Annotated in this window: 24 protein-coding genes; 17 read left to right on the top strand and 7 right to left on the bottom strand. The window is 60.6% G+C overall.

What is annotated here, in order from left to right; genetic code table 11:
- Nucleotides 1–56: 56 nt before the first annotated feature.
- Nucleotides 57–2,315 (bottom strand): S8 family peptidase, encoded by a 2,259-nt coding sequence (locus KLP42_RS15835; protein ID WP_215567779.1) that lies wholly within the window; start codon nucleotides 2,313–2,315, stop codon nucleotides 57–59.
- A 1-nt stretch (nucleotide 2,316) separates the two neighbouring features.
- A complete protein-coding gene (locus tag KLP42_RS15830) occupies nucleotides 2,317–3,441 on the bottom strand; it encodes an ATP-binding protein (protein WP_215567777.1) in 1,125 nt (374 codons plus the stop codon).
- 116 nt (nucleotides 3,442–3,557) lie between these two features.
- Between KLP42_RS15830 and KLP42_RS15825 the strand changes: the two genes are divergently transcribed.
- Genes KLP42_RS15825 through KLP42_RS15815 form a run of 3 tightly spaced genes read left to right on the top strand, consistent with a single transcriptional unit; the run spans nucleotide 3,558 to nucleotide 4,369 of the window.
- Complete coding sequence (locus KLP42_RS15825; protein WP_020918827.1) at nucleotides 3,558–3,782, top strand: DUF2188 domain-containing protein; 225 nt, start codon at nucleotides 3,558–3,560, stop codon at nucleotides 3,780–3,782.
- A gap of 51 nt (nucleotides 3,783–3,833) precedes the next feature.
- Complete coding sequence (locus KLP42_RS15820; RefSeq protein ID WP_181366535.1) at nucleotides 3,834–4,094, top strand: hypothetical protein; 261 nt, start codon at nucleotides 3,834–3,836, stop codon at nucleotides 4,092–4,094.
- A gap of 17 nt (nucleotides 4,095–4,111) precedes the next feature.
- Nucleotides 4,112–4,369, top strand: a complete 258-nt coding sequence (locus tag KLP42_RS15815) for a hypothetical protein (RefSeq protein WP_215567775.1) — start codon at nucleotides 4,112–4,114, stop codon at nucleotides 4,367–4,369.
- Nucleotides 4,370–4,465: 96 nt separating this feature from the next.
- Here the strand turns inward: KLP42_RS15815 and KLP42_RS15810 are convergent, their stop codons facing one another.
- Nucleotides 4,466–5,593 (bottom strand): RHE_PE00001 family protein, encoded by a 1,128-nt coding sequence (locus tag KLP42_RS15810; RefSeq protein ID WP_215567773.1) that lies wholly within the window; start codon nucleotides 5,591–5,593, stop codon nucleotides 4,466–4,468.
- Between the two features lie 197 nt (nucleotides 5,594–5,790).
- Between KLP42_RS15810 and KLP42_RS15805 the strand changes: the two genes are divergently transcribed.
- The 4 genes from KLP42_RS15805 to KLP42_RS15790 are packed head-to-tail and all read left to right on the top strand — an operon-like array spanning nucleotide 5,791 to nucleotide 7,881.
- The gene (locus KLP42_RS15805) at nucleotides 5,791–6,030 is read left to right on the top strand and encodes a type II toxin-antitoxin system Phd/YefM family antitoxin (RefSeq protein ID WP_215567771.1); all 240 of its coding nucleotides are present in this window, start codon (nucleotides 5,791–5,793) and stop codon (nucleotides 6,028–6,030) included.
- Nucleotides 6,030–6,449 (top strand): type II toxin-antitoxin system VapC family toxin, encoded by a 420-nt coding sequence (locus KLP42_RS15800; protein WP_215567769.1) that lies wholly within the window; start codon nucleotides 6,030–6,032, stop codon nucleotides 6,447–6,449. Before KLP42_RS15805 ends, KLP42_RS15800 begins: the two co-directional genes overlap by 1 nt.
- Nucleotides 6,439–7,584, top strand: coding sequence for a site-specific integrase (locus KLP42_RS15795; protein WP_215567767.1), 1,146 nt, complete (start codon nucleotides 6,439–6,441; stop codon nucleotides 7,582–7,584). Before KLP42_RS15800 ends, KLP42_RS15795 begins: the two co-directional genes overlap by 11 nt.
- A 30-nt stretch (nucleotides 7,585–7,614) precedes the next feature.
- The gene (locus KLP42_RS15790) at nucleotides 7,615–7,881 is read left to right on the top strand and encodes a hypothetical protein (RefSeq protein WP_215567765.1); all 267 of its coding nucleotides are present in this window, start codon (nucleotides 7,615–7,617) and stop codon (nucleotides 7,879–7,881) included.
- Between the two features lie 139 nt (nucleotides 7,882–8,020).
- Here KLP42_RS15790 and KLP42_RS15785 read toward each other — a convergent pair whose 3' ends face one another.
- Nucleotides 8,021–8,818 carry an inositol monophosphatase family protein gene (locus tag KLP42_RS15785; protein ID WP_252193028.1) on the bottom strand — a complete coding sequence of 266 codons (798 nt, stop codon included), beginning with the start codon at nucleotides 8,816–8,818 and terminating at the stop codon, nucleotides 8,021–8,023.
- A 312-nt stretch (nucleotides 8,819–9,130) separates the two neighbouring features.
- Between KLP42_RS15785 and KLP42_RS15780 the strand changes: the two genes are divergently transcribed.
- The 10 genes from KLP42_RS15780 (at nucleotide 9,131) to KLP42_RS15735 (ending at nucleotide 19,443) form a co-directional block, all read left to right on the top strand.
- Nucleotides 9,131–10,480, top strand: coding sequence for an ABC transporter substrate-binding protein (locus KLP42_RS15780; protein ID WP_215567763.1), 1,350 nt, complete (start codon nucleotides 9,131–9,133; stop codon nucleotides 10,478–10,480).
- A 115-nt stretch (nucleotides 10,481–10,595) separates the two neighbouring features.
- The gene (locus KLP42_RS15775; protein WP_215567760.1) at nucleotides 10,596–11,150 is read left to right on the top strand and encodes an SIS domain-containing protein; all 555 of its coding nucleotides are present in this window, start codon (nucleotides 10,596–10,598) and stop codon (nucleotides 11,148–11,150) included.
- 32 nt (nucleotides 11,151–11,182) lie between these two features.
- Nucleotides 11,183–12,097 carry a carbohydrate ABC transporter permease gene (locus tag KLP42_RS15770; protein ID WP_215567757.1) on the top strand — a complete coding sequence of 305 codons (915 nt, stop codon included), beginning with the start codon at nucleotides 11,183–11,185 and terminating at the stop codon, nucleotides 12,095–12,097.
- Entirely contained in the window at nucleotides 12,097–12,915 is an 819-nt protein-coding gene (locus KLP42_RS15765; RefSeq protein ID WP_215567755.1) for a carbohydrate ABC transporter permease, read from the top strand. Before KLP42_RS15770 ends, KLP42_RS15765 begins: the two co-directional genes overlap by 1 nt.
- Complete coding sequence (locus KLP42_RS15760; RefSeq protein WP_215567753.1) at nucleotides 12,912–13,823, top strand: sugar phosphate isomerase/epimerase family protein; 912 nt, start codon at nucleotides 12,912–12,914, stop codon at nucleotides 13,821–13,823. Before KLP42_RS15765 ends, KLP42_RS15760 begins: the two co-directional genes overlap by 4 nt.
- Nucleotides 13,824–13,843: 20 nt before the next feature.
- Entirely contained in the window at nucleotides 13,844–14,842 is a 999-nt protein-coding gene (locus KLP42_RS15755) for a sugar-binding transcriptional regulator (protein ID WP_215567751.1), read from the top strand.
- A 56-nt stretch (nucleotides 14,843–14,898) separates the two neighbouring features.
- Nucleotides 14,899–15,981 (top strand): ABC transporter ATP-binding protein, encoded by a 1,083-nt coding sequence (locus KLP42_RS15750; RefSeq protein ID WP_215567749.1) that lies wholly within the window; start codon nucleotides 14,899–14,901, stop codon nucleotides 15,979–15,981.
- Nucleotides 15,982–15,997: 16 nt separating this feature from the next.
- A complete protein-coding gene (locus tag KLP42_RS15745; RefSeq protein ID WP_215567747.1) occupies nucleotides 15,998–17,035 on the top strand; it encodes an NAD(P)-dependent alcohol dehydrogenase in 1,038 nt (345 codons plus the stop codon).
- A 29-nt stretch (nucleotides 17,036–17,064) separates the two neighbouring features.
- Nucleotides 17,065–17,793, top strand: coding sequence for an SDR family oxidoreductase (locus KLP42_RS15740; RefSeq protein WP_215567745.1), 729 nt, complete (start codon nucleotides 17,065–17,067; stop codon nucleotides 17,791–17,793).
- 39 nt (nucleotides 17,794–17,832) lie between these two features.
- Nucleotides 17,833–19,443, top strand: coding sequence for an FGGY-family carbohydrate kinase (locus KLP42_RS15735; RefSeq protein WP_215567743.1), 1,611 nt, complete (start codon nucleotides 17,833–17,835; stop codon nucleotides 19,441–19,443).
- Between the two features lie 180 nt (nucleotides 19,444–19,623).
- Here KLP42_RS15735 and KLP42_RS15730 read toward each other — a convergent pair whose 3' ends face one another.
- From KLP42_RS15730 to KLP42_RS15720, 3 genes are all read right to left on the bottom strand, one after another.
- Nucleotides 19,624–20,493 carry a D-psicose 3-epimerase gene (locus KLP42_RS15730; RefSeq protein WP_215567740.1) on the bottom strand — a complete coding sequence of 290 codons (870 nt, stop codon included), beginning with the start codon at nucleotides 20,491–20,493 and terminating at the stop codon, nucleotides 19,624–19,626.
- 87 nt (nucleotides 20,494–20,580) lie between these two features.
- Nucleotides 20,581–21,231, bottom strand: a complete 651-nt coding sequence (locus KLP42_RS15725; protein ID WP_215567869.1) for a nucleoside/nucleotide kinase family protein — start codon at nucleotides 21,229–21,231, stop codon at nucleotides 20,581–20,583.
- Between the two features lie 44 nt (nucleotides 21,232–21,275).
- Nucleotides 21,276–22,124: a sugar phosphate isomerase/epimerase family protein gene (locus KLP42_RS15720; protein WP_215567738.1), complete on the bottom strand. Its 849-nt coding sequence runs from the start codon at nucleotides 22,122–22,124 to the stop codon at nucleotides 21,276–21,278.

Below are 22,124 nucleotides of genomic sequence, written 5' to 3'. Positions count from 1 at the left end.
CTCACGTAACTGCCTCGATTGCAGGGATAATTGCAGATTCGGAAGACGTCGACCTGCTAAATCTCATTCGAGACCTCGATGTCTTGGTTCAAGACCGCGCTTTCAACGAAGTTTCCAAGCGCACGAGCTGTCGAGTCATAGATCGACTTCTCTCCATCAGCGCTCGAAAGCGTGAGTACGAAAGCCACTTCTTGCGGCCCAGCCTGACTGTGATGCGTCCACCCAAATTGGTAGAGGTCGCGCATGTAAACGCGCGCATATAGCCGCATATGCGACCCGGAAAAGCCGAGCCCACTGCTTTTGGTAAAATCCCGGCAATGCCTTCTGATCGGTTGCCATTTTCGCAGCTCTTCACGAGCGTCGTTCTCCGGCAGTGTCGATTCCTTCATTGAACCAAGAAGGGAGGGCCATTTCTTTGGCCCAGTAGGGTACATCAAAGATGTCTCCAACCGAGAGGCGAAATAATTCGCGCCGCCGAACGGCGAAACGAGGGGTCGCAGCACGGCAGTCAGGCTGGCGCGCCCAAACAACTTTCCATCTCGCACCAGCTCGGGAGGGATGGGAATATCGTTCCAGTAGTATGCGGTTCCCGGCTCGAGTTGTGCCCGCCACGCAAGCGTGACGCTGCCGGGCGCGCAGGTCCAAGGAAGGTGCCCTTGATACGGCGTTCCCCAACCGAGGTTGGGATCGTGCTCGCTGCGTTCCGCTGAATTGATGAGGAGAGCCTTAACCAGATCCGGCGTTGGTTCACGTAAGCTATCGAAAGTGTGGGCTGCCAAAGACGATACCAACGGCGTTGCGTAACTGCTTCCCGTATCGACAACTCCACCCAGCATCCTGAGATTTGAAAACCACGATAAGTCCGGTTTCATCATCCCATCGGGGCCAGGACCGGGCAGGCAGGCAGGGCAACGGTCTCCTGGCGTTCCATCCGGGAGCGCCTGACGGCCACCCACGACAATCGCCGCTTCGCAATCAGCTGGCGGATTGGGCCGGGAATTGTTGTCCGGGCTGACATTTCCAAAGGAGATCACAGGGAGGAAGCCCGCCGATCTCGCCAAGAGGCTGATTTCATGCCCAAGAACGCTCACTTCTGAGGGGTCTAAGCCGATGCCATCTTGATTGGCGGAAATATTCCAGACGCGTGCCTCTGGATAAAGACGTGCAACCTCCGTCAGGTAGTCAACCAACTCACGCTCATCGAAACGACGGTTTGCGTTCTTATGGGGGACCGCCTGAACCGATCCAATGCGGCAGTTCAGCTGCGGCAACAATCGATTATTATTCCAGGCGTGGCCATGGACAACGAGCGAGCTGACACAGTTGCCATGAAGCTTATCAGCTTGGGCATTCGTCACGAAAGGCGTTGCCTTGAAGGCTTCAGCTGCGCTGTAACTTTTCGCATGCAGTCCCCCGTCCACGACAACGACGACGGGTGCGTTTTGATCGATTACCGGCGCAGGAGGCTCAGCTCCTTCGCCAGGGGCCGCCACTCTGATGGGCCGCACAGGATCGATTCGATAGGAAGCACCGGAGGCGATTAGCTGCCGCAATCCTTCTTTGTTCGGAATACGAACCGTGGCTCGGCCGACGCCGGTGTTTCGGTAATCCCGCATGGCCCTTGCTATGCTGGATTGTCGCGGCGTCGTCAAAGCGCGCGGTTCTTCCGCTTCCTCTGATGTGCCTAGCGTCAACCGTACACTCGTGAAAGTCGGCAATACCAACCTCTCATTGGCAAAGCCCTGAATTCGCTCCAGGACCTCTACCTTGGCATCACGATCACGAAAAGGAGCAAGCCAGACCACGAACAAACGTCCATCGTCGTCCTCCGGCGCGGAATTCCAGAGCTCATTGACTGACCGGCCGCGCAATCGACTTTTCGCATCAAATCGCTCCAGGGACGAAACTCGCGATATGTCTGCTTGCACCGCATAGCCGACCGGACGTTGGATCGCGTCGAGAAGGCGAGGCAACTGCTTGATGTCGGCCTCGATCAAATAACCGCTTGGAAGGGGTGCAACCAGCCTGCAGCCGTGACGCTGGGAGAAGAGGTCGTCTGGTGTGTGTGTCGGAGCGAGGGAATCTTCAGTAAACATCCGAACTACGAGGTGAGTTAGCCCCGAATATGTCGGCAACTCCGCGCGGTGCTCATAGATATCGCGTGTTTCGCTCGCAAGAACTTCCTGCTGTCGGCCGAGGCGCTCCGTGACGATACTTTCAATGCCCTTGCCGCGCCCTGTAGGACTCCGGAGCGCCGGGTCCATTTGAAGGCTCAAAACAGGATAGAGAAGGGGCTGGTCTCGAACTTCCGCCATGCTATGCCTCCCCATCCTGTTGCTTCAAATATGCATAAATGGCTTGCCGTGACACACCAAGGATGCGGGCGGTATCCGCGCCCGCAATACCGTGTTTCTCCTTCAATGCCATCGCCACCTGCCGCTTTTGCTCGGCGTCCAATGGCTGCCGTTGGACAGGGGCGGTCCGCCCTGAGCGGGGCTCTAACAGAGCCGCAATGACGGCTCCAAAATCGATGTCACGCGAATCATGAACCGCATGACGCCGTGCTGACAAGCTCATCGTTTCGATATCGGCCCCCGATAGTCCTTCTGACACTGTAGCAAACAGTTCGGCGCGACCATCTTCATCGTTATCCTCAAAGAGAAAATGCCGCCACAGATCGGCACGGACGCTTTCCTCCGGAAGCCCAAGATCTATTTTGTAGGGGAATCTTCTCCAGATCGCAGGATCGAGAAGGTGAGCATGATTGGTTGCAGCAACCACGATCGAACTCGGGTCCAGCCCATCAAGCGCTTGAATGACGGTATTGACCACACGCTTGAGCTCGCCCAGCTCGTGTCGATCGTCCCGCAGTTTTGCAACAGCATCCATTTCATCAAGAAATAGAACAGCGTTCCGCGCCGGTACGAAATCAAAAACCGAGCGAATATTTTTTGCTGTATCGCCGAGCAGCGAGGATATCACGGAGTCGAGCCGGACGACGTAGAGCGGTCGTGACAACTGTGCAGCGATGTGCCCGGCAAGAAGAGACTTACCTGTTCCGGGCGGGCCGGAGAGCAGAAGCCCTAGTCGCGACGCCAATCCTTTGGCACTCAAGTCATCAATGCGACGGGCATCCGCGATGAAATCGCTGAACACGCGCCAACCGCTTTCATTTAGGAAAATAGGTGTATCGGGCCAAGTCTGCTCTTCGACAAGCGGCAACCGGGATTTCGAGTCAACAGGCAGGGACTCCATGTAACCGGACGCCTTCAAAGGCACCCCCCTCTTCCGAACCAGCGCCTTGAGTTCCTTGGCAATGGAGGTCTCACCATTCTTGTCGAGGTCTCGCGCGAGCGCATTCGCGGCTCTGCGTACGCGCGTGTAGTCAGCGGATAACGCCGCATCGGCTAACTCCAGCACATTTTTCATCTCAATGGTCATGATCACTCCATGCGTAAAATATATACCCCAGTCCGTAAACCACATTAGCCATATTGACAATTAAATTTTCATTAATGTAAAGTGGACTGGCACTCAAGAAAAAGGAATCTGATGCAATGACAAAGAAAAATCAGCATGTGGTTCCCCACAACGGCGAATGGGCCGTGCGGGGCGCTGGAAATCAGCGAGTGACCTCCACGCATGGAACGCAGGCCGACGCGGCGGCTGCTGCTCGCAAGATTGCGATCAACCAGCAGAGCGAAGTGGTCATCCACCGTCCCAACGGTCAAATCCGGGACAAGGATTCCTACGGTCGCGACCCGTTCCCGCCACGTGGTTAAAACCTGAGGCCGCCTGGAGTGAGGCGGCCTCTTCATCAAAGGAGAGAAGAAATGCAGTTTGAAGGCGCATTAGTTCGCGAGCAGGGCGTCACATTCGCCATCGTCATTGTTAAGCCGCACGTTCTCAACAGCGGCCCTCAAGCCGATGAGGTTGCTTATAGCTTCCAGCCAGCATTCCCCGGCGTGCCGATTGTTCTCATGGCGCAAAACAGCCGGGGCGTCCCGACATATCGTGGTCGACGTGATCTCGTTAATTTTCTGTCGCGGGTGCCTATGCAGGCGATACCCTGGAAGCGCTACACCCTGAACTGATCGGGAAGACTACATAGATGCTCAAGACCGATACCCGTCAGGCAAACTGGCGACGAGCCAATCCGACAAAGTATGAGGCTCACCTCATCGTGCAGCGTGCCTTAAAGGTGGGCGAACTGAGGAAGAACACGTGTGAGGTCTGCGGCAACGCAGCCGTCGATGCCCATCACGATCAATATGATGAGCCTTTGAAAGTCCGGTGGCTATGCCGTCGCCATCACACGAGGCTTCACCATTACGGCGAGGACCTGTTTCCCATCCGGACTTCGTGTTAGCGCTCATCAGAGAGGTGCGCAGAAGAAAACGTGAGCCTACGAAGCCAGGGCTACGGGAAAACAGCGTCACAGACGGCGGCAAAAGAACTTATCCGACTAGATAATCCCCCACGCCCGAAACCTCCCCCTGCCCGTCATCTCCCTCAACCCGAGTTCCTGCACGATCCGCCGCGCTCCTTGAGGCGTGACCTCAAGCGTCTTCGCCACCATGCCGGCGGAGATCAGCGGCCGTGCCATGACAAGCTCGATCAGCTCCGGCAGCCGGGAGGATGTCCGCCGTCCCTCCAGTTTGCGCATCATCATCTGCCGCGCCAGGACCAGCCGGTCATGCTCCTTCAGCCCTGTCTCGGCGGCAATCGTCAGCGCCCGGGTCATGGCCTGCAGCCGTGTCTCCCGATCCCGATGCCGGCGCCGATCGACGGGGATGGCCTTCAGCCCCAGATTGAGCGCGGCGAGATGGGTGCCGGTGGTCACACCTCCTTCGCGCAGGATCGAGGCGGCGAGCAGCCGGCCGAGCCAGGGCGCGTGCTGGAGGACGGCAATCTCGTTCCAGGCATCGAGCGCCACGATGGCCTGCAGGACCGGCGGCAGATCCTCGGCGCGCGCCAGCACGGCCTGCCACTCTTCCAGCCGCTCGTCCTCATCCCAGTCGAGATCGTAGACGAAGGGATCCCTGTCCGGCGCGCTTTTGGCGCTCCCCGGTGTCTTCGCCTCCTCTATTGCCACTTCGGAGCGGGCGAGCACGGCGTCGATTGCTGCGAGCGCATCATCCAGACCGTCTGCCGGCTCATCCCACCCCCGCCCTGCCCCATCCGAAGCATCGGACAGGTGCACCGTCTCATCCGGCACGCCCTCTCCCCCCAATGATGCCCCGGCCCACGGCCGGCCGCGCAGCGAGGCGAGGCCTTGATCACAGAGAGCCCAGGCGGGCGGATGGGCGGCGATGCGGCGGCGGGTTTTCAGGATGTCGCGGGCGATGGTGAGTTCGTGGGTGGGGGCACGGATATCGCGCAGCGCGTCATGCAGGACGAGGTCTTCGAGATGGACGAGTTCGCCATCGACCCAGAGCGAGGCATGCGCCTCGAGGAAATGGGAACGCTCGAGAAAGCCCGCGCCGACGGCCGAGCGGGCGATGCGCTCGTCGAGACGGGCAAGCGCCACCGCGGCCTCGGAGATCGGCCGCAGCAGGCTCTGAATGGGTAATTTCGTGAGATCGTAAGACATTGAATTTATGGTAAATGATTCGTGAAACGAAAGCTACATCCCAGTTACGGTTCCGTACTTCTTATAAGTGTGCCTTGGGTCACTGACCCCCGATAAGTAACCCTTATCGGATGTAATCTAGTCAACCTCTTGACCAATAACTGTAACGCTCCTATTCTCTGCACTCAACACGCGAGAACGATAGGGAAGGAACTGCCATGACCGTCATCGTCAAGGTCGCTGAGGCTAAAACGCACCTGTCTGAACTGCTGGCCCGCGTCGAAGCCGGTGAGGACTTCATCATCGCCCGTGGCAATGATCCCGTAGCGCGTTTGGTGGCCATGGACGAACGGCGTCAGCGTCTGGCCGCGATCGAAGCGGTACGAGCGCTGCGCGCCCAAGCCAAGCCCGTTACCCATCAAGAAATCCAGGAATGGAAGCAGGAAGGCCGACGCTAGTGGCCTTTGTCGTTGATGCCTCGATCGCTGGCGCGTGGCTGCTGCCGGATGAAGAAAATACAACCGCCGAACTGGCCATGACCCGCATGGCGGAGGAAGACGCGGTAGCGCCTGATCTGCTTCGCCACGAGATTCGCAGCATACTCCTGAGCGCCGAGAAGCGTGAGCGGATCTCGGCTGATTTTGTTCATTCGGCCCTGGCGCGGTTTCGCGGCCTACCATTGCAACTGGGTGGCGCCGGCGACGACACGGAGGTGGTGCGCTTGTCCCGGAAATACCGTCTCAGCGCCTACGACGCCGCCTACCTCGCTCTAGCACTTCTCGAACAGCTCCCTCTCGCCACGCTCGACCGTCGACTGGCGGAAGCTGCCCGTGCAGAAGGTGTGGCGGTGTTTGGCCCCCCTGAGCATGAGCATTGATCGCCCTGCTGAGCTCGCGGCCCGTGTAGCGACACTCGACACAATTGCCGCCGTTCTACCCATGGACCGACGGGATGAGCTGGCGGAACTGCTGACCGATCAGGACATCGAGACCCTCCGCCATCTCGTCAACGAGGGCATGGGTGCCAACACGCTGCGCGCGCTGACCTCCGATCTTGCTTACCTGCAGGCTTGGTCGCTGGCGGCGACAGGCCGCTCGCTTCCCTGGCCAGCACCCGAAGCGCTCCTTCTCAAATTCGTCGCGCACCACCTGTGGGACGCAGAGAAGCGTCTGACGGATCCGGAACACGGGATGCCGGCAGATGTCGACGACAAGCTCCGGATCCAGGGATTTCTGCGGACGGTCGGACCGCATGCACCCGATACCGTGCGCCGGCGGCTCGCCACCTGGTCCACGCTGACGAAATGGCGTGGGCATGTTGGTGCGTTTTCCTCCCCTGCCCTGAAGTCCGCCATCCGGCTTGCAGTGCGCGCAGCGCCACGCCCCAAACGACGCAAGAGCGCCAAAGCGGTGACAGGCGATATCCTGTCGAAGCTGATTGGCACATGCCGAACCGACAATCTGCGTGATGTCAGAGACAAGGCGATCCTGATGGTCGCTTTCGCCTCAGGCGGCCGGCGTCGCAGCGAAGTTGCGGGGTTGCGGAAGGAGCAGCTGGCTACGGAAGCGCCTATCCACCTTGACGGCGCCCCTCCCCTGCCCTCGCTGTCCATTCTCCTGGGACGCACCAAGACCAGCGGCGCGGACAATGATGAGGTCGTCTACCTCACCGGTCGGCCCGTCGACGCGCTGAATGCCTGGCTCGCGCTTGCCAGGATCGAAAGCGGCAGCGTTTTCCGGGCAATCGATCGGTGGGGCAATGTTTCGAAGCGGGCTCTTGATCCGAAGGCGATCAGCGACATTCTAAAGCAGCGCGTCGAGATGGCAGGGCTGGACCCGGCAGAGTTTTCCGCCCATGGCCTGCGCTCCGGTTATCTCACCGAAGCCGCCAATCGCGGCATTCCGCTCCCAGAGGCCATGGAGCAATCCCGACACCGCTCCGTCCAGCAGGCATCCGAATACTACAACAGCGCGACGACGCGTAGCGGGAGAGCGGCTCGGGTCTGGGAGTGAGAGATCGCTTGCGCTTATGGAGAGGGAAAGATGACAGAAAAGCTTGAGCTGCAACCCAACGAGCCATTGTCCGTGAAGGTCGAACGTCACCGGGCCGTGTACCTGGCGGCCGTCAACGGCGAGGGCGGCGCTGACATGGATCAAGAAGCGAAGGCACGTATGGAAATCATCGGGCACGCGCCGTCAGATCAGGATGAGAGAGATCAGAAGCTGTGCCGACGGGTGATTTCTGTCCAGGCCATCGTGAACTCCATCCGAACTTCGCAAATCCGAAGGAATAATAATCTATTGAAATAAAACACATATTTTCGAAGCAGCCTCTAAACTCGTTGAAACGACGCCTCTAGGCTATAGACTGGGGCATTCCAGACATGCACCCTTTTTCGGCCGCGCGTCATACGCTAGGTGGTCTCGCCCGCAAGAGAGCCAACCCCGGTCATGTCGGCCTGCTGAAGCGCTTCAGATCCGCAAACACCTGCGCATTGCCAGCCCAGATCGGTCCCGGACGGGTGAGGGTTCCGGCAAATTCCACCTGCCCGCCAGCCTCGCGGATCAGCACGATGCCGGCCATGCAGTCCCAACAGAACAGGGTCGGATCATAATAGCCGGCGAGGCGGTTGGCCGCGACGTAGGCCAGCATCAGAGCGCCAGATCCGACGCGGAAGATGACGCCGCCTTCCTGGTACAGGCGGGTGACGAAAGCCCCGACATCAAGAGGATCGGCTCTTTCGGTGCCCCCGAAGCCGACTGTCGTAGATCGTATGGTCCAATCCTGATGGATGAACAGGCGACGCCCATTCAACGTCGCTCCTTGCCCCAGGCAGCCGACATAGGTCTCGTTCAGCACGGGGGCCTCGACCACGCCGATGATCGGCTCGTCGTCATGCAGCACTGCGACGGATACCGTCCAGTTCGGCTGGCCAACCAGAAACGCCATGGTGCCGTCGATCGGGTCGATCACCCAGTCGTAACCGGAACTGCCGGCCGACGAACCGGCCTCCTCTCCCACGATCCCGTCATGCGGGAAATGCTCCCGGATCATCTGGCGCAGATAGGCTTCCGTCGCTTCATCCGCAGCGCTCACGATGTCTTGCGATGAAGCCTTCTCCGTCCATCCAAGCTTTTCCGGGTCGGCCAGAAACGAACGGGCTCGCTCACCCGCTTCCCGGGCGATCCGCTCCGCGAGCGCGCAGCGCATGCTGACATCGGTGGAACTGCGATGATGATGGTTCAAGGATGGCCTCCCGTCCTGGTGTTGACCACATCATAATTCCCACATTGATGCTATTGCAAATCCAAAAATACAGATGTATCGATAATCCATCCCGCCGAGAGGAACGGCGAGTTTAAGTCACTGATCTAGCATCACAAACGCATTAAATTTGCGGATGGCGGAGCTATGTCTGCTGCCCGGCTCGAAGGGATAGTGGCCGGTTCTTGGGTGTCCTGACCGAGGCGACGAAACGCCATGGACTGTCTTGGACCCCTTCGTCTGAACATCGAACGAGGCTGCCAGGGAGGCGGCTTACACCGTAGGAGGAGTGGAATGAAACGTCTGTTGAGAATCTGCGCCAGCGTGCTGGCACTTGCAACGGCCAGCGCCGTCATGCCGCACGCCGCGCATGCCGACTGGTTGGAAGACGCGGCAAAGCCGCTGAAGGGCACGGAAATCAGCGGCATCTTCCTGGATCGCCCGGGTTACCGCGCCATCATCAAGCTGCTGCCGGAGTTCGAGAAGAAGACGGGCATCAAGGTCAACTACGAGATCGTGCCCTACGAAAACACTCGGGAGAAGACGGTTCTCAACTTCACCTCCAGGGGCGATCTGACCATGGCCCTCGTCGACCTTGTCTGGATCGGCGAATTTGCGGAAAACGGCTGGATCGAGCCGATTGAAAACTTCACCAAATACAAGTCGATCACCGACCCCAATCTCAAGCTGGACGGCTTCTTCCCGCTCCTGCTGAACGCCTTCGGCTCCTGGGGCGGCAAGACCTACGGCCTTCCCTTCGACAACTATTCCGGCCTCTTGTTCTACAATTCCTGCAAACTCAAGGAAGCCGGATTCGACAAGCCCCCGGCCAGCTGGGACGAGCTGATGAACGTCTACGCACCGAAGCTGACCGATGCGTCGAAAAATCAATACGCCTTCGCGCTTCAGTCGCTGCGTGGTGAAACGCAGTCGGCCGACAGCTTCATGCGTTTCCTCTGGCCGTTTGGCGGTTCCCTGCTCGACAAGCAGTTCAAGTCCAACCTGATGAGCAAGGAAAGCCAGGCGGGACTGAAATTCCGTCAGGATCTCATGAAGTACATGCCGCCCGGCATCGTCAGCTTCGACCATGCGGAAGCCGTCAACGCGCTCGCACAGGGCCAGGTGGCAATGATCACCGAATGGTCCGCGTTCTACGGCACTCTAGTCGATCCGGCGACCTCGAAGCTGGGTGACTGCCTTGCCGTTGCGCCGGAACCGGCAGGCCCTGCCGGACGCCTTCCCGCCCTCGGCGGCTTCTCGCTCGCCGTCGCCTCGCAGGCCTCCGAAGAGCAGAAGAAGGCGACGTGGCTCTTCATCCAGTGGGCAACCTCCGAAGACATCGCCAAGGCCTATGTCGAGGCAGGCGGCGTCTCGGGCCGCATGTCGGTCTACAACGATCCGGCGATCAAGGCGAAGTACAAGTTCGTCGAACCCATGGTTGCCTCCTGGCAGAAGGGCGTGCCGGAATTCCGTCCGCGCTTCCCGGCATGGCCGGCCATCTCCGAAGTCGTGGCCGAATGGGGTTCGAAGATGATGCTGGGTGAAGTGTCCATCGAAGCCGGCTCCAAGGAGATCGGCACCCGTATGGAAGATATCCTGAAGAAGGACGGCTACTACGACGGCAAGAAGAAGCTGTTGCAGTAACACCGCGCATCGCTGCACCTCCCAGGGTGTGCGAAAGGTAGATGGTCGTGTGCCCAAGGGACGCCGTTCCTTCACGACCATCTACCCGCCTTTTCTAGACGACGAGAGTGGAACCATGCTTCACCTTCACGCAAAGGCATTGGCCGAACTTGGCACCTGCCTGGCGACGATCGACAACGCGCAGTTCGAGGCTGCCGTCAGCGAGATCGCCAGCGCCCGGCAGATCGCACTGTACGGCGTCGGCCGCGAGGGCCTGCAGATCAAGGGACTGGCGATGCGTCTGTTTCACCTCGGCCTTCGTTCGACCGTGGTGGGCGACATGACAACGCCACCGGTGACCAAAGGCGACCTGCTGGTCGTCTCGGCAGGTCCCGGAAACTTCTCCACCGTTTCGGCATTGATCGGCGTGGCGAAGGACGCCGGTGCACGCGTGCTTGTCGTCACAGCGCAGCCGTCCGGCGGCGCTGCCGAACAGGCGGATACCGTCCTGCACGTCCCGGCCCAGACCATGGCGAACGATCAAGGGGAAACAGCCACCTCGGTCCTCCCCATGGGCTCCCTGTATGAGGGCGCTCTCTACGTCGCCTTCGAACTGCTGGTGCTTGTCCTGCGCGACAGGCTGCAGGTCACGCCCGACGCCATGCGGGCCAACCACACCAATCTCGAATAACGCATATGCAAGGGCATGAAGAGGAACACCCGATGACGAGGACGACCTCCGGGCCGAACATGAGACCCAACCGCGGCTATCGCCGCTGGACACCCTTCTGGTTTCTGGCACCCGCAGTCCTGACCTTGTTCATCATCGGCATCTATCCGACCCTGTTTGCGGTGGTCACGTCGTTCCGGCGCTACAACATTGCACGCCCCCGCGACGGATTTCCGTTCGTCGGCCTCGACAACTATGTATCCGTGCTGACCGACAGCACCTTCTGGGCCTCGCTGTTCCTGACGGCAAAATTCTACGTCACGGTTCTGCCGATCCAGATTGCGCTTGGGCTGATGATTGCACTCCTCCTGCACAAGACCGGCATGGGTTTCCTGAAATCACTGGCGCGGGTGACGCTCGTTGTGCCGCTCGCGACCACCTACGCCGTGGTCGGCCTCATCGGGCGCCTGATCTTCAACCGCGATTTCGGCGTCGCCAACTGGTTTCTCGCTGTGTTTGGGCTTGGACCGCTCGACTGGCTGGGGTCGCAGGCCGGCGCCTTCGCCGCGATCGTCATCATGGATATCTGGCAGTGGACACCCTTCTGCGCGCTCATCTTCCTTGCCGGACTTTCGATGGTTCCGGGTGAGATCGAAGAAGCGGCGCGGCTGGAAACCTCGTCGAAGTGGGCGCTGTTGAAGCATGTCCAGTTGCCCTACCTGATGCCCGGCCTGACCGCACTCCTGATCCTGCGCTCGGCCGATGTGCTGAAACTCTTCGACATGGTGTTCGTGATGACGCGTGGCGGACCGGGTTCCGCAACCGATCTGGTGTCGGTCTACATCCAGCGTGTCGGCTTTCGTGTCTTCGATCTCGGCACCGCCTCGGCACAGGCCATCCTGCTGTTGGTCATCACGATCCTGCTCAGCCGTCTTTACATCCGCGTCCTCTACAAGGAGGTGAACTGATGCGTCTCTCGTCCGGCAACATCCTGCACGCCCTCGGGCTGACGGCGGTCATCCTCTTCACCTTGTTTCCCTTCTACTGGATGGTCTCGGCTAGCTTCAAAACGCAGGCGGATATTCTTGCTTCGCCACCGGTCTGGCTGTTCACGCCGACGCTCGATCATTACCGAGAAATTTTTGCGGATTCGAAGGTGATCGGGGCCGTCGGCAATTCACTGATCATCGCGACCGCGACCACGGCGCTGGCCGTGCTTCTCGGCGCACCGGCCGCCTTTGCGCTGGCACGCTATGATTTTCGCGGCAAATCCGACCTCTGGTTCTGGTTCATCTCGAACCGCATGACGAGCCCGATCGTTCTCGCCCTGCCGGTCTATATTCTGGCCTTGCAGTTGAAGATGCTCGACACGCATCTGGTGCTGATCCTGATCTACCTGACGTTCAACCTTCCGATCGTGGTGTGGATCTGTACCGACCAGTTCAAGTCCATTCCACCGGACCTGGAACAGGCCGCGCGTCTGGATGGTGCCGATCAGTTCACGATCTTCCGCAAGATCTACCTGCCGCTCGGCGCACCGGGCATTGCCGTCTCCGCGATCTTCTCCTTCATCTTTTCGTGGAACGAGCTTCTTTATGCGCTGGTCCTGACGCGCCGCGACGTGCAAACCGCCCCCGTTGTCGCAACCAGCTTCATGTCCGGTTACGAATTGCCCTGGGGCAAGATCATGGCGACCGGCACGGTCATCGTTCTGCCGGTGACGATCTTCGCGCTGATCGTCTCGCGTCACATGGTGCGCGGCCTGACCATGGGAGCGACGAAATGAGCCAGCGGAACGGCACCAATCCGGGGATCAATCTCTCCTTTTGCGTCAAGCGCTGGATCACGCCGGACCGCTGGGCTCCTGTGGTTCGCGATCAACTGGGCCTCGACCTCATCCAGTTTTCCTTCGATCTGGTCGATCCGATGTGGCCTGCTTCCGTGCTTTCCCGCCATGCGCGAGAGGTGAGAAAGGCTGCCGACGACCACGGGATCACAATTCACAGCGCCTTTATCGGGCTGGCGCACTACACCTTCAACCAATTGCTGCATCCGGATGAGGAGGTGCGCCGCGTCGCCGAAACCTGGCTGGAGCGCGCCTATGGTTTTGCAGCCGAGGCCGGCATTCCAGGCGTTGGCGGGCCGCTTGGCGCCATCGCCTCACGCACGGATGGAAAGGAGGCCGACGCCATCGATGAGCGGGACTATGCCGACCTCGTGGAGCGCATGTTGCGGCTTGGCAACAAGGCCAAGGCCGTGGGCCTGTCGGAGCTTTACGTCGAACCGACGCCGATGCGACGTGAATGGCCGTGGACCATTGAGCAGGCCCGCCAGATGATGACCGATGCTGCTGGCAGCGCGACTCCGTGGCGTCTGTGTGTCGACTGGGGCCACGGCACGTTCCAGCCACTCTACGGGCCGCAGGCCGACACGATGGAGCCGTGGTTCACTGAGTTGCACGATGTCATCGGTGCGGTTCACATCCAGCAGACAGACTTCCAGTTCGACCGGCATTGGGATTTCACCGAGAAGGGCCGGGTCGACCCCGCCGAAGCCCGGGCGCTCCTTGCACGGACAGGACTTGCACAATCTCCGGTATTCCTTGAAGTGTTCTACCCGTTTGAACGGGATAGCATATCCCTACTGGAAGCACTGAAGGCATCGGCCGCGTCTCTCAAGCAGGCCTTTGCCTGAAATCAAGGAGACGACACAGCATGCCGCCCAAGGGACCAGATACGCCGCCAACGCCGATCGAAGACATGGACGCGCAGCAGATCCGTGCACGCGTGGCATGGCTCTATTTCATCGGCGGCCTGACCCAGCAGGAAATTGCCGACCAGTTGGGGCTGACCCGTCTGCGCGTCAACAAGACGCTCGGGCAATTGCGCACCGATGGCTCGGTGGTGGTGGATATCCGTCTGCCCATGGCCAATTGCATCGAGCTTGAGAAGAAGGTGCAGGCGCGTTACGGGCTGGAAGAGGTCTCAGTCATCCCAACCCTGCCGGACGAGGCCGAAAACCAGCGCGCCATCGGCGATGCGGCGGGCGGAGTTCTGGATCGGTTGCTGCAAGATGGCATGGGGCTGGGTGTCGGCTGGGGGAAAACCCTCACCGCCGGTCTCAAGCGGCTGACCCCGCGCCCCCTGCCCGATAGCTGGGTGACCTCGCTCATGGGCGGTCTGACGCGCGGTTCCGGCTCCAGCACCTTCGAGGTTGCGACCGGCTATGCGCGTGCGATTTCCGCCGAGTGCTGGTACCTCACGGCGCCTCTCTATTTCCCTTCGGTGGAAAGCCGGGAGGCCCTTCTTTCTCATCATGGCATCCGCGAAACCATGCGCCGTGCCCGGGCGGTCGATGTGGCGCTCGTGTCCTGCGGCGACATGACCGCGCGCTCGTTGCTGGTACAGACACCCACCGTCTCCGAAAATCTGGACGGTCTGCTTTCGGCGGGTGCAGTGGGCGATCTGCTCGGCGTCTTTCTGGATGCCAACGGTCAGCCGGTCGATCATCCCTTGAATGAGCGCGTGCTTTCGCTGACGCCGGAGCAGTTGAAATCCGTCCGGCATTCGATCCTCGCCTCCGGCGGCTGGTACAAGGTCGATATCATCCGCGCCATTCTGCGCGGCGGCTATGTCAAGCGCCTGGTTACGGATGAAAACTGTGCAGCCGGCCTGCTGCGGGACGAGATCCAGACACACAACAAAAGCCAATAGACAAGGCGAGGCTGGCGGCCCTGCCCCGGCATCGAAGAAGTGGGAGTAACGAGACGATGACTTTCCTGCAGTTGGACAACATCAAGAAGACGTTCGGGGAACTGAGCGTCATCAAGGGTGTGAATATTTCGGCCTCCAAGGGGGAGTTCGTCGTTTTCGTCGGTCCGTCCGGCTGCGGAAAATCGACGCTGTTGAGGATGATCGCCGGGCTTGAGGACGTCACGTCCGGCACGCTGTCCATCGATGGCAAGGATGTGACCTATGAAGAGCCCGCCAAGCGCGAAGTGTCCATGGTCTTCCAGTCCTATGCGCTCTATCCGCACATGAGCGTGTTCGAGAACATGGCGTTCGGCCTGCGCATGGCCAAGCTTTCGGAAGACGAGATCAAGCGCCGGGTGGCGGAAGCTGCCCGCATTCTGCAGATCGAACCCCTGCTGGAGCGCAAGCCGCGGGCACTGTCCGGCGGGCAGCGCCAGCGTGTCGCGATCGGCCGATCGATTGTCCGCAATCCGAAAATCTTCCTGTTCGACGAACCGCTGTCGAACCTGGATGCCGAATTGCGCAGCCAGATGCGCGTCGAGATCGCCAAGCTGCATCGCAATCTCGGCGCCACCATGGTTTACGTGACACACGACCAGGTGGAAGCGATGACGCTCGCAGATCGCATCGTCGTGCTGCGGGCGGGGCTGGTGGAGCAGATCGGCTCACCGACCGAACTGTACGACCGCCCGGCCAATACCTTCGTGGCCGGTTTCATCGGTTCGCCCAAGATGAACTTCCTCACGGCAAAGGTCACGGGCGCAGATGCCTCCAGTCTTCAGCTGTCGCATCCAGCCTTTGCCGGTGAAAGCCTGTCGCTTGCCCACGGCTCCGCCAGCAAGGCAAAGGTGGGAGACAAACTTCTGGTCGGCCTTCGGCCGGAACATCTGGATGTGGCAGCCCCCGCTCCCCTTCTCCGCCTGACGGTCGACTTTGCCGAAAACCTCGGTGGCTCCACGCAAATTTATGCCCGGACGGGTGAGGAAGCCGTCACCATCCTGACCAATGGCCGACCGGACCTGACACCAGGTGACCAGATGGCAGCAGGGATCGATCCGCGCCACATCTATCTCTTCACCCCGGACGGGTTGGCGCTTTGACACAAAGGAAACGAACATGAAGGCTCTGGTTCTGGAACGCAAAGGCGAGCTGTCGCTGCGTGATATCGAGCTTCCCTCCAAGGTCGGTCCCACCGACGTGAAGATCGCCATCCACACCGTCGGCGTGTGCGGCAGCGACGTGCATTATTATACGCATGGCGCCATCGGTGCATTTGTCGTGCGAGAGCCGATGGTGCTCGGCCACGAAGCGGCAGGCACAGTAATCGAAGTCGGCTCCAACGTCAGGACCCTGCGGGTCGGAGACCGGGTCTGCATGGAACCGGGAATTCCCAACATGGAATCGCGTGCGTCCAAGCTTGGCATTTATAACGTCGATCCTGACGTGCGCTTCTGGGCAACGCCCCCCATTCACGGCGTGCTGACGCCAGAAGTGGTGCACCCGGCAGCCTTCACCTACAAGCTGCCGGACAATGTCTCGTTTGCCGAAGGTGCGATGATCGAGCCCTTCGCTGTCGGCATGCAGGCCGCCACCCGCGCACGAATTACACCCGGTGACGTTGCGGTGGTGATCGGCTGCGGCCCGATCGGCATCATGACCGCCATCGCGGCCCTTGCGGGGGGCTGCTCGCGTGTGATCATCGCGGATCTCAGCGCGCCGAAACTGAACATCGCCGGTCAATATGCCGGCATCACACCGGTCAACATCACGCAGACTTCGCTGCGCGACGCCGTGATGAACGCAACGGACGGCTGGGGGGCGGATGTCGTCTTCGAAGCCAGCGGCAGTCCGAAGGCGTATCAGGACATCTTCGATCTGATGCGCCCGGGCGGCGCGCTGGTGCTGGTGGGCCTGCCGATCGAGCCGGTCAACTTCGATGTACCCGCTTCGATCTTCAAGGAAGCGCGCATCGAGACCGTCTTCCGCTATGCCAACAACTTCGATCGCGCCGTCAATCTGATCGCATCCGGCAAGGTCGACCTCAAACCGCTGATTACCGACACCTTCGATTTCAGCGAGAGCATCGCTGCCTTCGAGCGGGCCGCCAAGGGTCTGCCTGAGGATGTCAAGCTGCAGATCCGGCTTGTCGATTGACGACGGGACATTCCGACGGGAGTTTCATCATGACGAACAGTATGGACGGCAAGGTCGCGGCCATCACCGGGGCCGCTTCGGGCATTGGCTTGTCCTGTGCCAAGAAGCTGATCGCTGAAGGCGCAACGGTGGTTCTCGTGGATCGTGCCGAGGACAGGCTGAAAGCCCTTTGCGAGGAGCTGGGGGATCGCGCACGCATGGCGGTGGTCGATCTGCTGGATGGGCCACAGGTCTCCGGTCTTCTTCCCAAGATCCTGGAGGTGGCAGGGCGGCTGGATATCTTCCATGCCAATGCGGGCGCCTATGTCGGCGGGCCAGTGGCGGAGGGCGAACCGGATGCTTGGGACCGGATGCTGAACCTCAACATCAACGCCGCCTTCCGCAGCGTTCATGCGGTTCTGCCCCATATGATCGCCCAGAAGTCCGGCGACATCCTCTTCACGAGTTCCGTCGCCGGTGTCGTGCCCGTCGTCTGGGAACCCATCTACACCGCCTCGAAATTCGCGGTGCAGGCGTTCGCGCATACGGTGCGCCGCCAGGTGTCGCAGCATGGCATTCGCGTCGGTGCCGTTCTGCCTGGTCCGGTGGTGACGGCCCTTCTGGATGACTGGCCGAAGGAGAAGATGGAGGAAGCGTTGGCGAATGGCAGTCTCATGCAGCCGCAGGAAGTGGCGGACGCTGTCTTCTTCATGTTGTCTCGTCCGCGCAATGTGGTGGTCCGGGACCTTGTGATCCTGCCCAATAGCGTCGATCTATAGGCCAGATCCAAACTGCACGCATATCCGGAGGAGCAAGGCATGAACGGTTCGAAGTACTTTATCGGGGTGGATGTCGGCACGGGCAGTGCCCGCGCCGGGGTCTTCGATGAAGAAGGCAAATGCCTTGGAACCGGCAAGCGCGATATCGAGATCTATCGCGATCATGTGCATATGGTCGAGCAATCCAGCGCCAATATCTGGGCCTCCGTGTGCCATGCGGTTCAGACCGCACTTGGTGAGGCAAACGTTTCCCCGGATCAGGTTGCCGGCCTTGGGTTTGACGCGACCTGCTCGCTCGTCGTCCTGGGTGAAGGCGGGCATCCACTCGCCATCGGCCCCTCCGAGAATTCCGCGCGCGACATCATTGTCTGGATGGATCACCGGGCTGTCGATCAGGCGGAACGTATCAACGCGCTGGGCCATGGTGTGCTGCGTTATGTTGGCGGCCGCATCTCACCCGAGATGCAGACGCCGAAACTCTTGTGGCTGAAGGAGAACCGGCCGCAGATCTTCCGTCAGGCCTGGCAGTTCTTCGATCTGGCGGACTTCCTGACCTGGAGGGCCACGGGCAGCCTCGCACGCTCCACCTGCACGCTGGCCTGCAAATGGACCTACCTTGCGCATGAAAACCGCTGGGATCCCACCTACTTCCGCCAGATCGGACTTGCGGAACTGGCCGACGAGGATTTCGCCCGGATCGGCCAGGAGATTGTTGAACCCGGCACGGCCGTCGGCAACGGCCTGACAGAGGCGGCAGCGCATGAGCTTGGCCTGAATCCAGGCACACCGGTGTCCGCCGGAATGATCGATGCGCATGCGGGCGGCATCGGAACGGTCGGCATCGGCGGAACGCCGGAGCGCAATCTTGGCTATGTGTTCGGCACGTCATCCTGCACCCTGACCTCGACCGGCAGCCCGAAGTTCGTGCCTGGCGTCTGGGGGCCGTATTTTTCTGCCATGGTGCCGGGCCTCTGGCTGAACGAAGGCGGGCAGAGTGCGGCGGGCGCTGCTATCGACCAATTGATCAGCTTCCATCCCGCCTTTCACGAGGCACGGGAACGGGCGAAGGCTCAGGGGCTGTCCCTGCCTGTCATGCTTGCCAATCTGGCCGTGGAAGCGCAATCGTCCGCGTCCCGTGTCGTCTCGCTGGCACGTGGGCTTCACGTCGTGCCGGAATTCCTCGGCAATCGCGCGCCCTTTGCCGATCCGGCGGCGCGCGCGGCGATTGCCGGCCTGGGCATGGAACGGGATCTCGACAGTCTTGTCGCACTCTATGTCGCCGGCCTTTGCGGCATCGGGTATGGCCTTCGTCAGATCATCGAGGCGCAGGAGGAAGCCGGGGCGGAGGTGCAGCAGATCATCATCAGCGGCGGCGCAGGCCAGCATGATCTGACCCGCCAGATTCTGGCGGATGCCAGCGGAAAACCGGTGATCGCGCCGCAAACATCGGAACCCGTGTTGCTGGGCGCAGCCTTGCTCGGCGCGACGGCGGCGAAGTCCTTTGAGAACCTCAGGCAGGCCATGCAGGCGCTGAGCAAACCGGGCCGCATCTATCAACCTGCTTCCGGCGATATCCGCACCATCCACGATAAGCGTTTCAACGCCTTCCGCACGCTGCAGGCGGAATTGCGAAAGATCCGGGATTTCTAGGCCAATCCCCTGCGGGTCGCGGGAGCTTATCGCGACCGGGAGAGCGGCGCCCCCAGAATCTTCCGCCAGCGGACTGGCGGAAACCCGACATGTCGAGACACTATTCGTCACGGGATGGTCTATGGTGCGGCGCCCCTCGTGGCTCTTGGCACAAGGGGCGCCGGTCAGAAAGCCTGCGGATCAGCCGCCCAGGACAAAACGGGAAAAGGCGAGAGAATTGCGTGCGTCCTCATCCATCTTCGCCTCATCGGCGCCATTGGTGAGATCGCGCCATACCCGGATGTCGGAGCCGATCGTGCCGCCGGTCTTGACGAAGGGTTCCATGACGACTGCGCCGGTATAGTTGATCTCTCGAAGAGCCGCGCCGATCTCATGCCATGGAAGGCGGCCCTTGCCAGGCACGCGGCGATTGCTTTCGCCGGTGTGGAAATGACCGAGCAGCGGGCCGGCCGTGCGGATCGCATCGCCGAAACTGTCTTCCTCGATGTTCATATGGAAGGTGTCGAGCATCACCTTGACGTTCGGCTTGCCGACATCCTCGACGAAAGCGACGCCTTCGGCCGCCGTGTTGAGCACATGGTTCTCGAACCGGTTCAACACCTCGATGCACAGATTGATGCCGAGGTTGTTGGCAAAATCGGCGATGCCGTGAATGCCTTCAACGCCGCGCGCGCGATCCCCATCCTTGTCAACCGGCTGCGAATAATCGATCGGCCAATACGAATGCAGCGCGCCCCCGATCGTCCTGATGCCGAGCTTGGCGACGTTGGTCAGGGTCTTTTCGAAAAAGGCCTTGCCCGCGGCACGCACGGACGCGTCCGCCGATGCGAGGTTCTTGGCTTTCGACGGACCAATCCCGGCTGTCAGAATGATGTTGTTGTCGATGGCGCTCTGCCGGATGGCGGCCAATTCGGCATCGCTGTATTCGTTGATATGGTGCGCGGCGACCTCGATTACGTCGAAGCCGAGCTTTGCGACCTTCTCGATATAGGGGCCGAATTTCGCACTCCATTCGTGCTCCCAGTACGAGTAATAGATTCCGTGTTTCATGGATGGCTCCTTTTGATAACAAATCTTGGAGAGGATGCCCGAGGTCCCTGGTGGCCACGGCGTGGTTTCGCCTGCGCCCTGGCAGCCTCAAGCACCGTTGTTCACGCGCAGATTCGGTTCCGCGCTGTTCGACATGATGAAGAGACCGTTCGGCAGATCGTTCTCCTCCACTTTCCGGGTGATGTCCTGAGGGGCGAGGCCGAAGCCCCGCCAACGCTCCTGAAGCCGATGACGCAACGTTTCCACATCGACATCGACAAAAATCGCGAGATCGAAGATTGGCTTCAGCCGGTCCCAGGGGGGCTGCTGCGCAAGCAGATAGTTGCCTTCGCAGACGATGACTTCCGTCGATTGCGCGATAAGGCGGCCGCCGGCCCGGGCGATTTCGATGGAACGGTCGAAGACGGGGACGGCGACGACATCGTCCTCGTTCGCCTTCAGCCGCATCAGCATATGGCGCAGGCCATGCGCATCGAAGGTATCAATGGCGCCCTTGAACGGACGGCGTCCCATGTCTTCCAGAACGGCGTCGTCATAATGGTAGCCGTCCATGGGAAAGAGTCCTGCACGAAGACCATGCTCTGCGGTGAGCATCTGGACGGCCTGTTCCGCGAGCGTCGACTTGCCGGAACCCGGAGCGCCGGCGATCGCCACGAGAATGCGGCTGCATCCCAGCTTTGCGAAACATTCGGCAGCTGCCGCAGCGATCTCCCTGGCGTTTGCATCCATGCTGTTCACGCGCTTCTCAGTCATGCTTGAACTCCCCACCGCGTTCGGCGCATTCACGCCAGTCCATACTGGACGGCCTTGTTGCGGATGAAGGACAGGCCGTTTTCGAATACCTCATCCGCATCGCGCGCAACCGGCCTCCAGGTCGAAATGGCTCCAGCCATCTCGACCGGCATGGCCGCAAAGCTTTCCAGCGTCAGCGCGCCTTTGAAGCCGATGGCCGCAAGGGCTGCGAAGATGGGGTCCCAAGGTACGTTGCCGTAACCCGGTGTTCCGCGATCGCTTTCGGACAGATGCATGTATTTGAGGTGGTCGCGGGCGGCGAGGATGCCGTTGGCGACACCCTTTTCCTCCATCGTCATGTGGAAGGTGTCGAGATGGACAAACACGTTATCCATGCCGATCCGCTCGACCAGCGCCACCGCCTGTGCGGCGGTGTTGATCAGATGGTTTTCATAGCGATTGACCGCCTCGATGCCAAACTGGAGCCCGAGTGACTTCGCATGCCTTGCAGCGACACCCAATGCGCGCGTGAGGTTGTCATATTCCGCCTCAGTCGGCGGGAACCCCGTCCGTTCGTTGGTGCCGCCGAAGGTGACGCCGGTCAAAGCCTCCGCCCCCATGTTCGCGGCCGTGTCCAGTGCAGCCTCGAGGTGGTCGATCGCAGCATCGGGCCGCCGGGAGGGCCATGCAGGCTCGGGCATCACCAGAGAGCAGGCCGCGCGAAGCGCGTGTTTCTCCAGCAAGGCACGGCTGTGCTTCGCATCCACCGAGGAGATATCGATAAGCGGGATCTCGATGAAATCCTGCCTGTGGTGGGCAGCACCTGCAATGGCGCGTTCTGCTCCCGCGTGGTCCCACACGGTGGTCCACATCATGGCGTGAATACCAAAACCCTGCAC

The sequence above is a fragment of the Rhizobium sp. CSW-27 genome, from assembly GCF_018760785.1.
Taxonomy (GTDB): domain Bacteria; phylum Pseudomonadota; class Alphaproteobacteria; order Rhizobiales; family Rhizobiaceae; genus Neorhizobium.
This window is presented reverse-complemented; position numbering and strand designations above follow the sequence as displayed.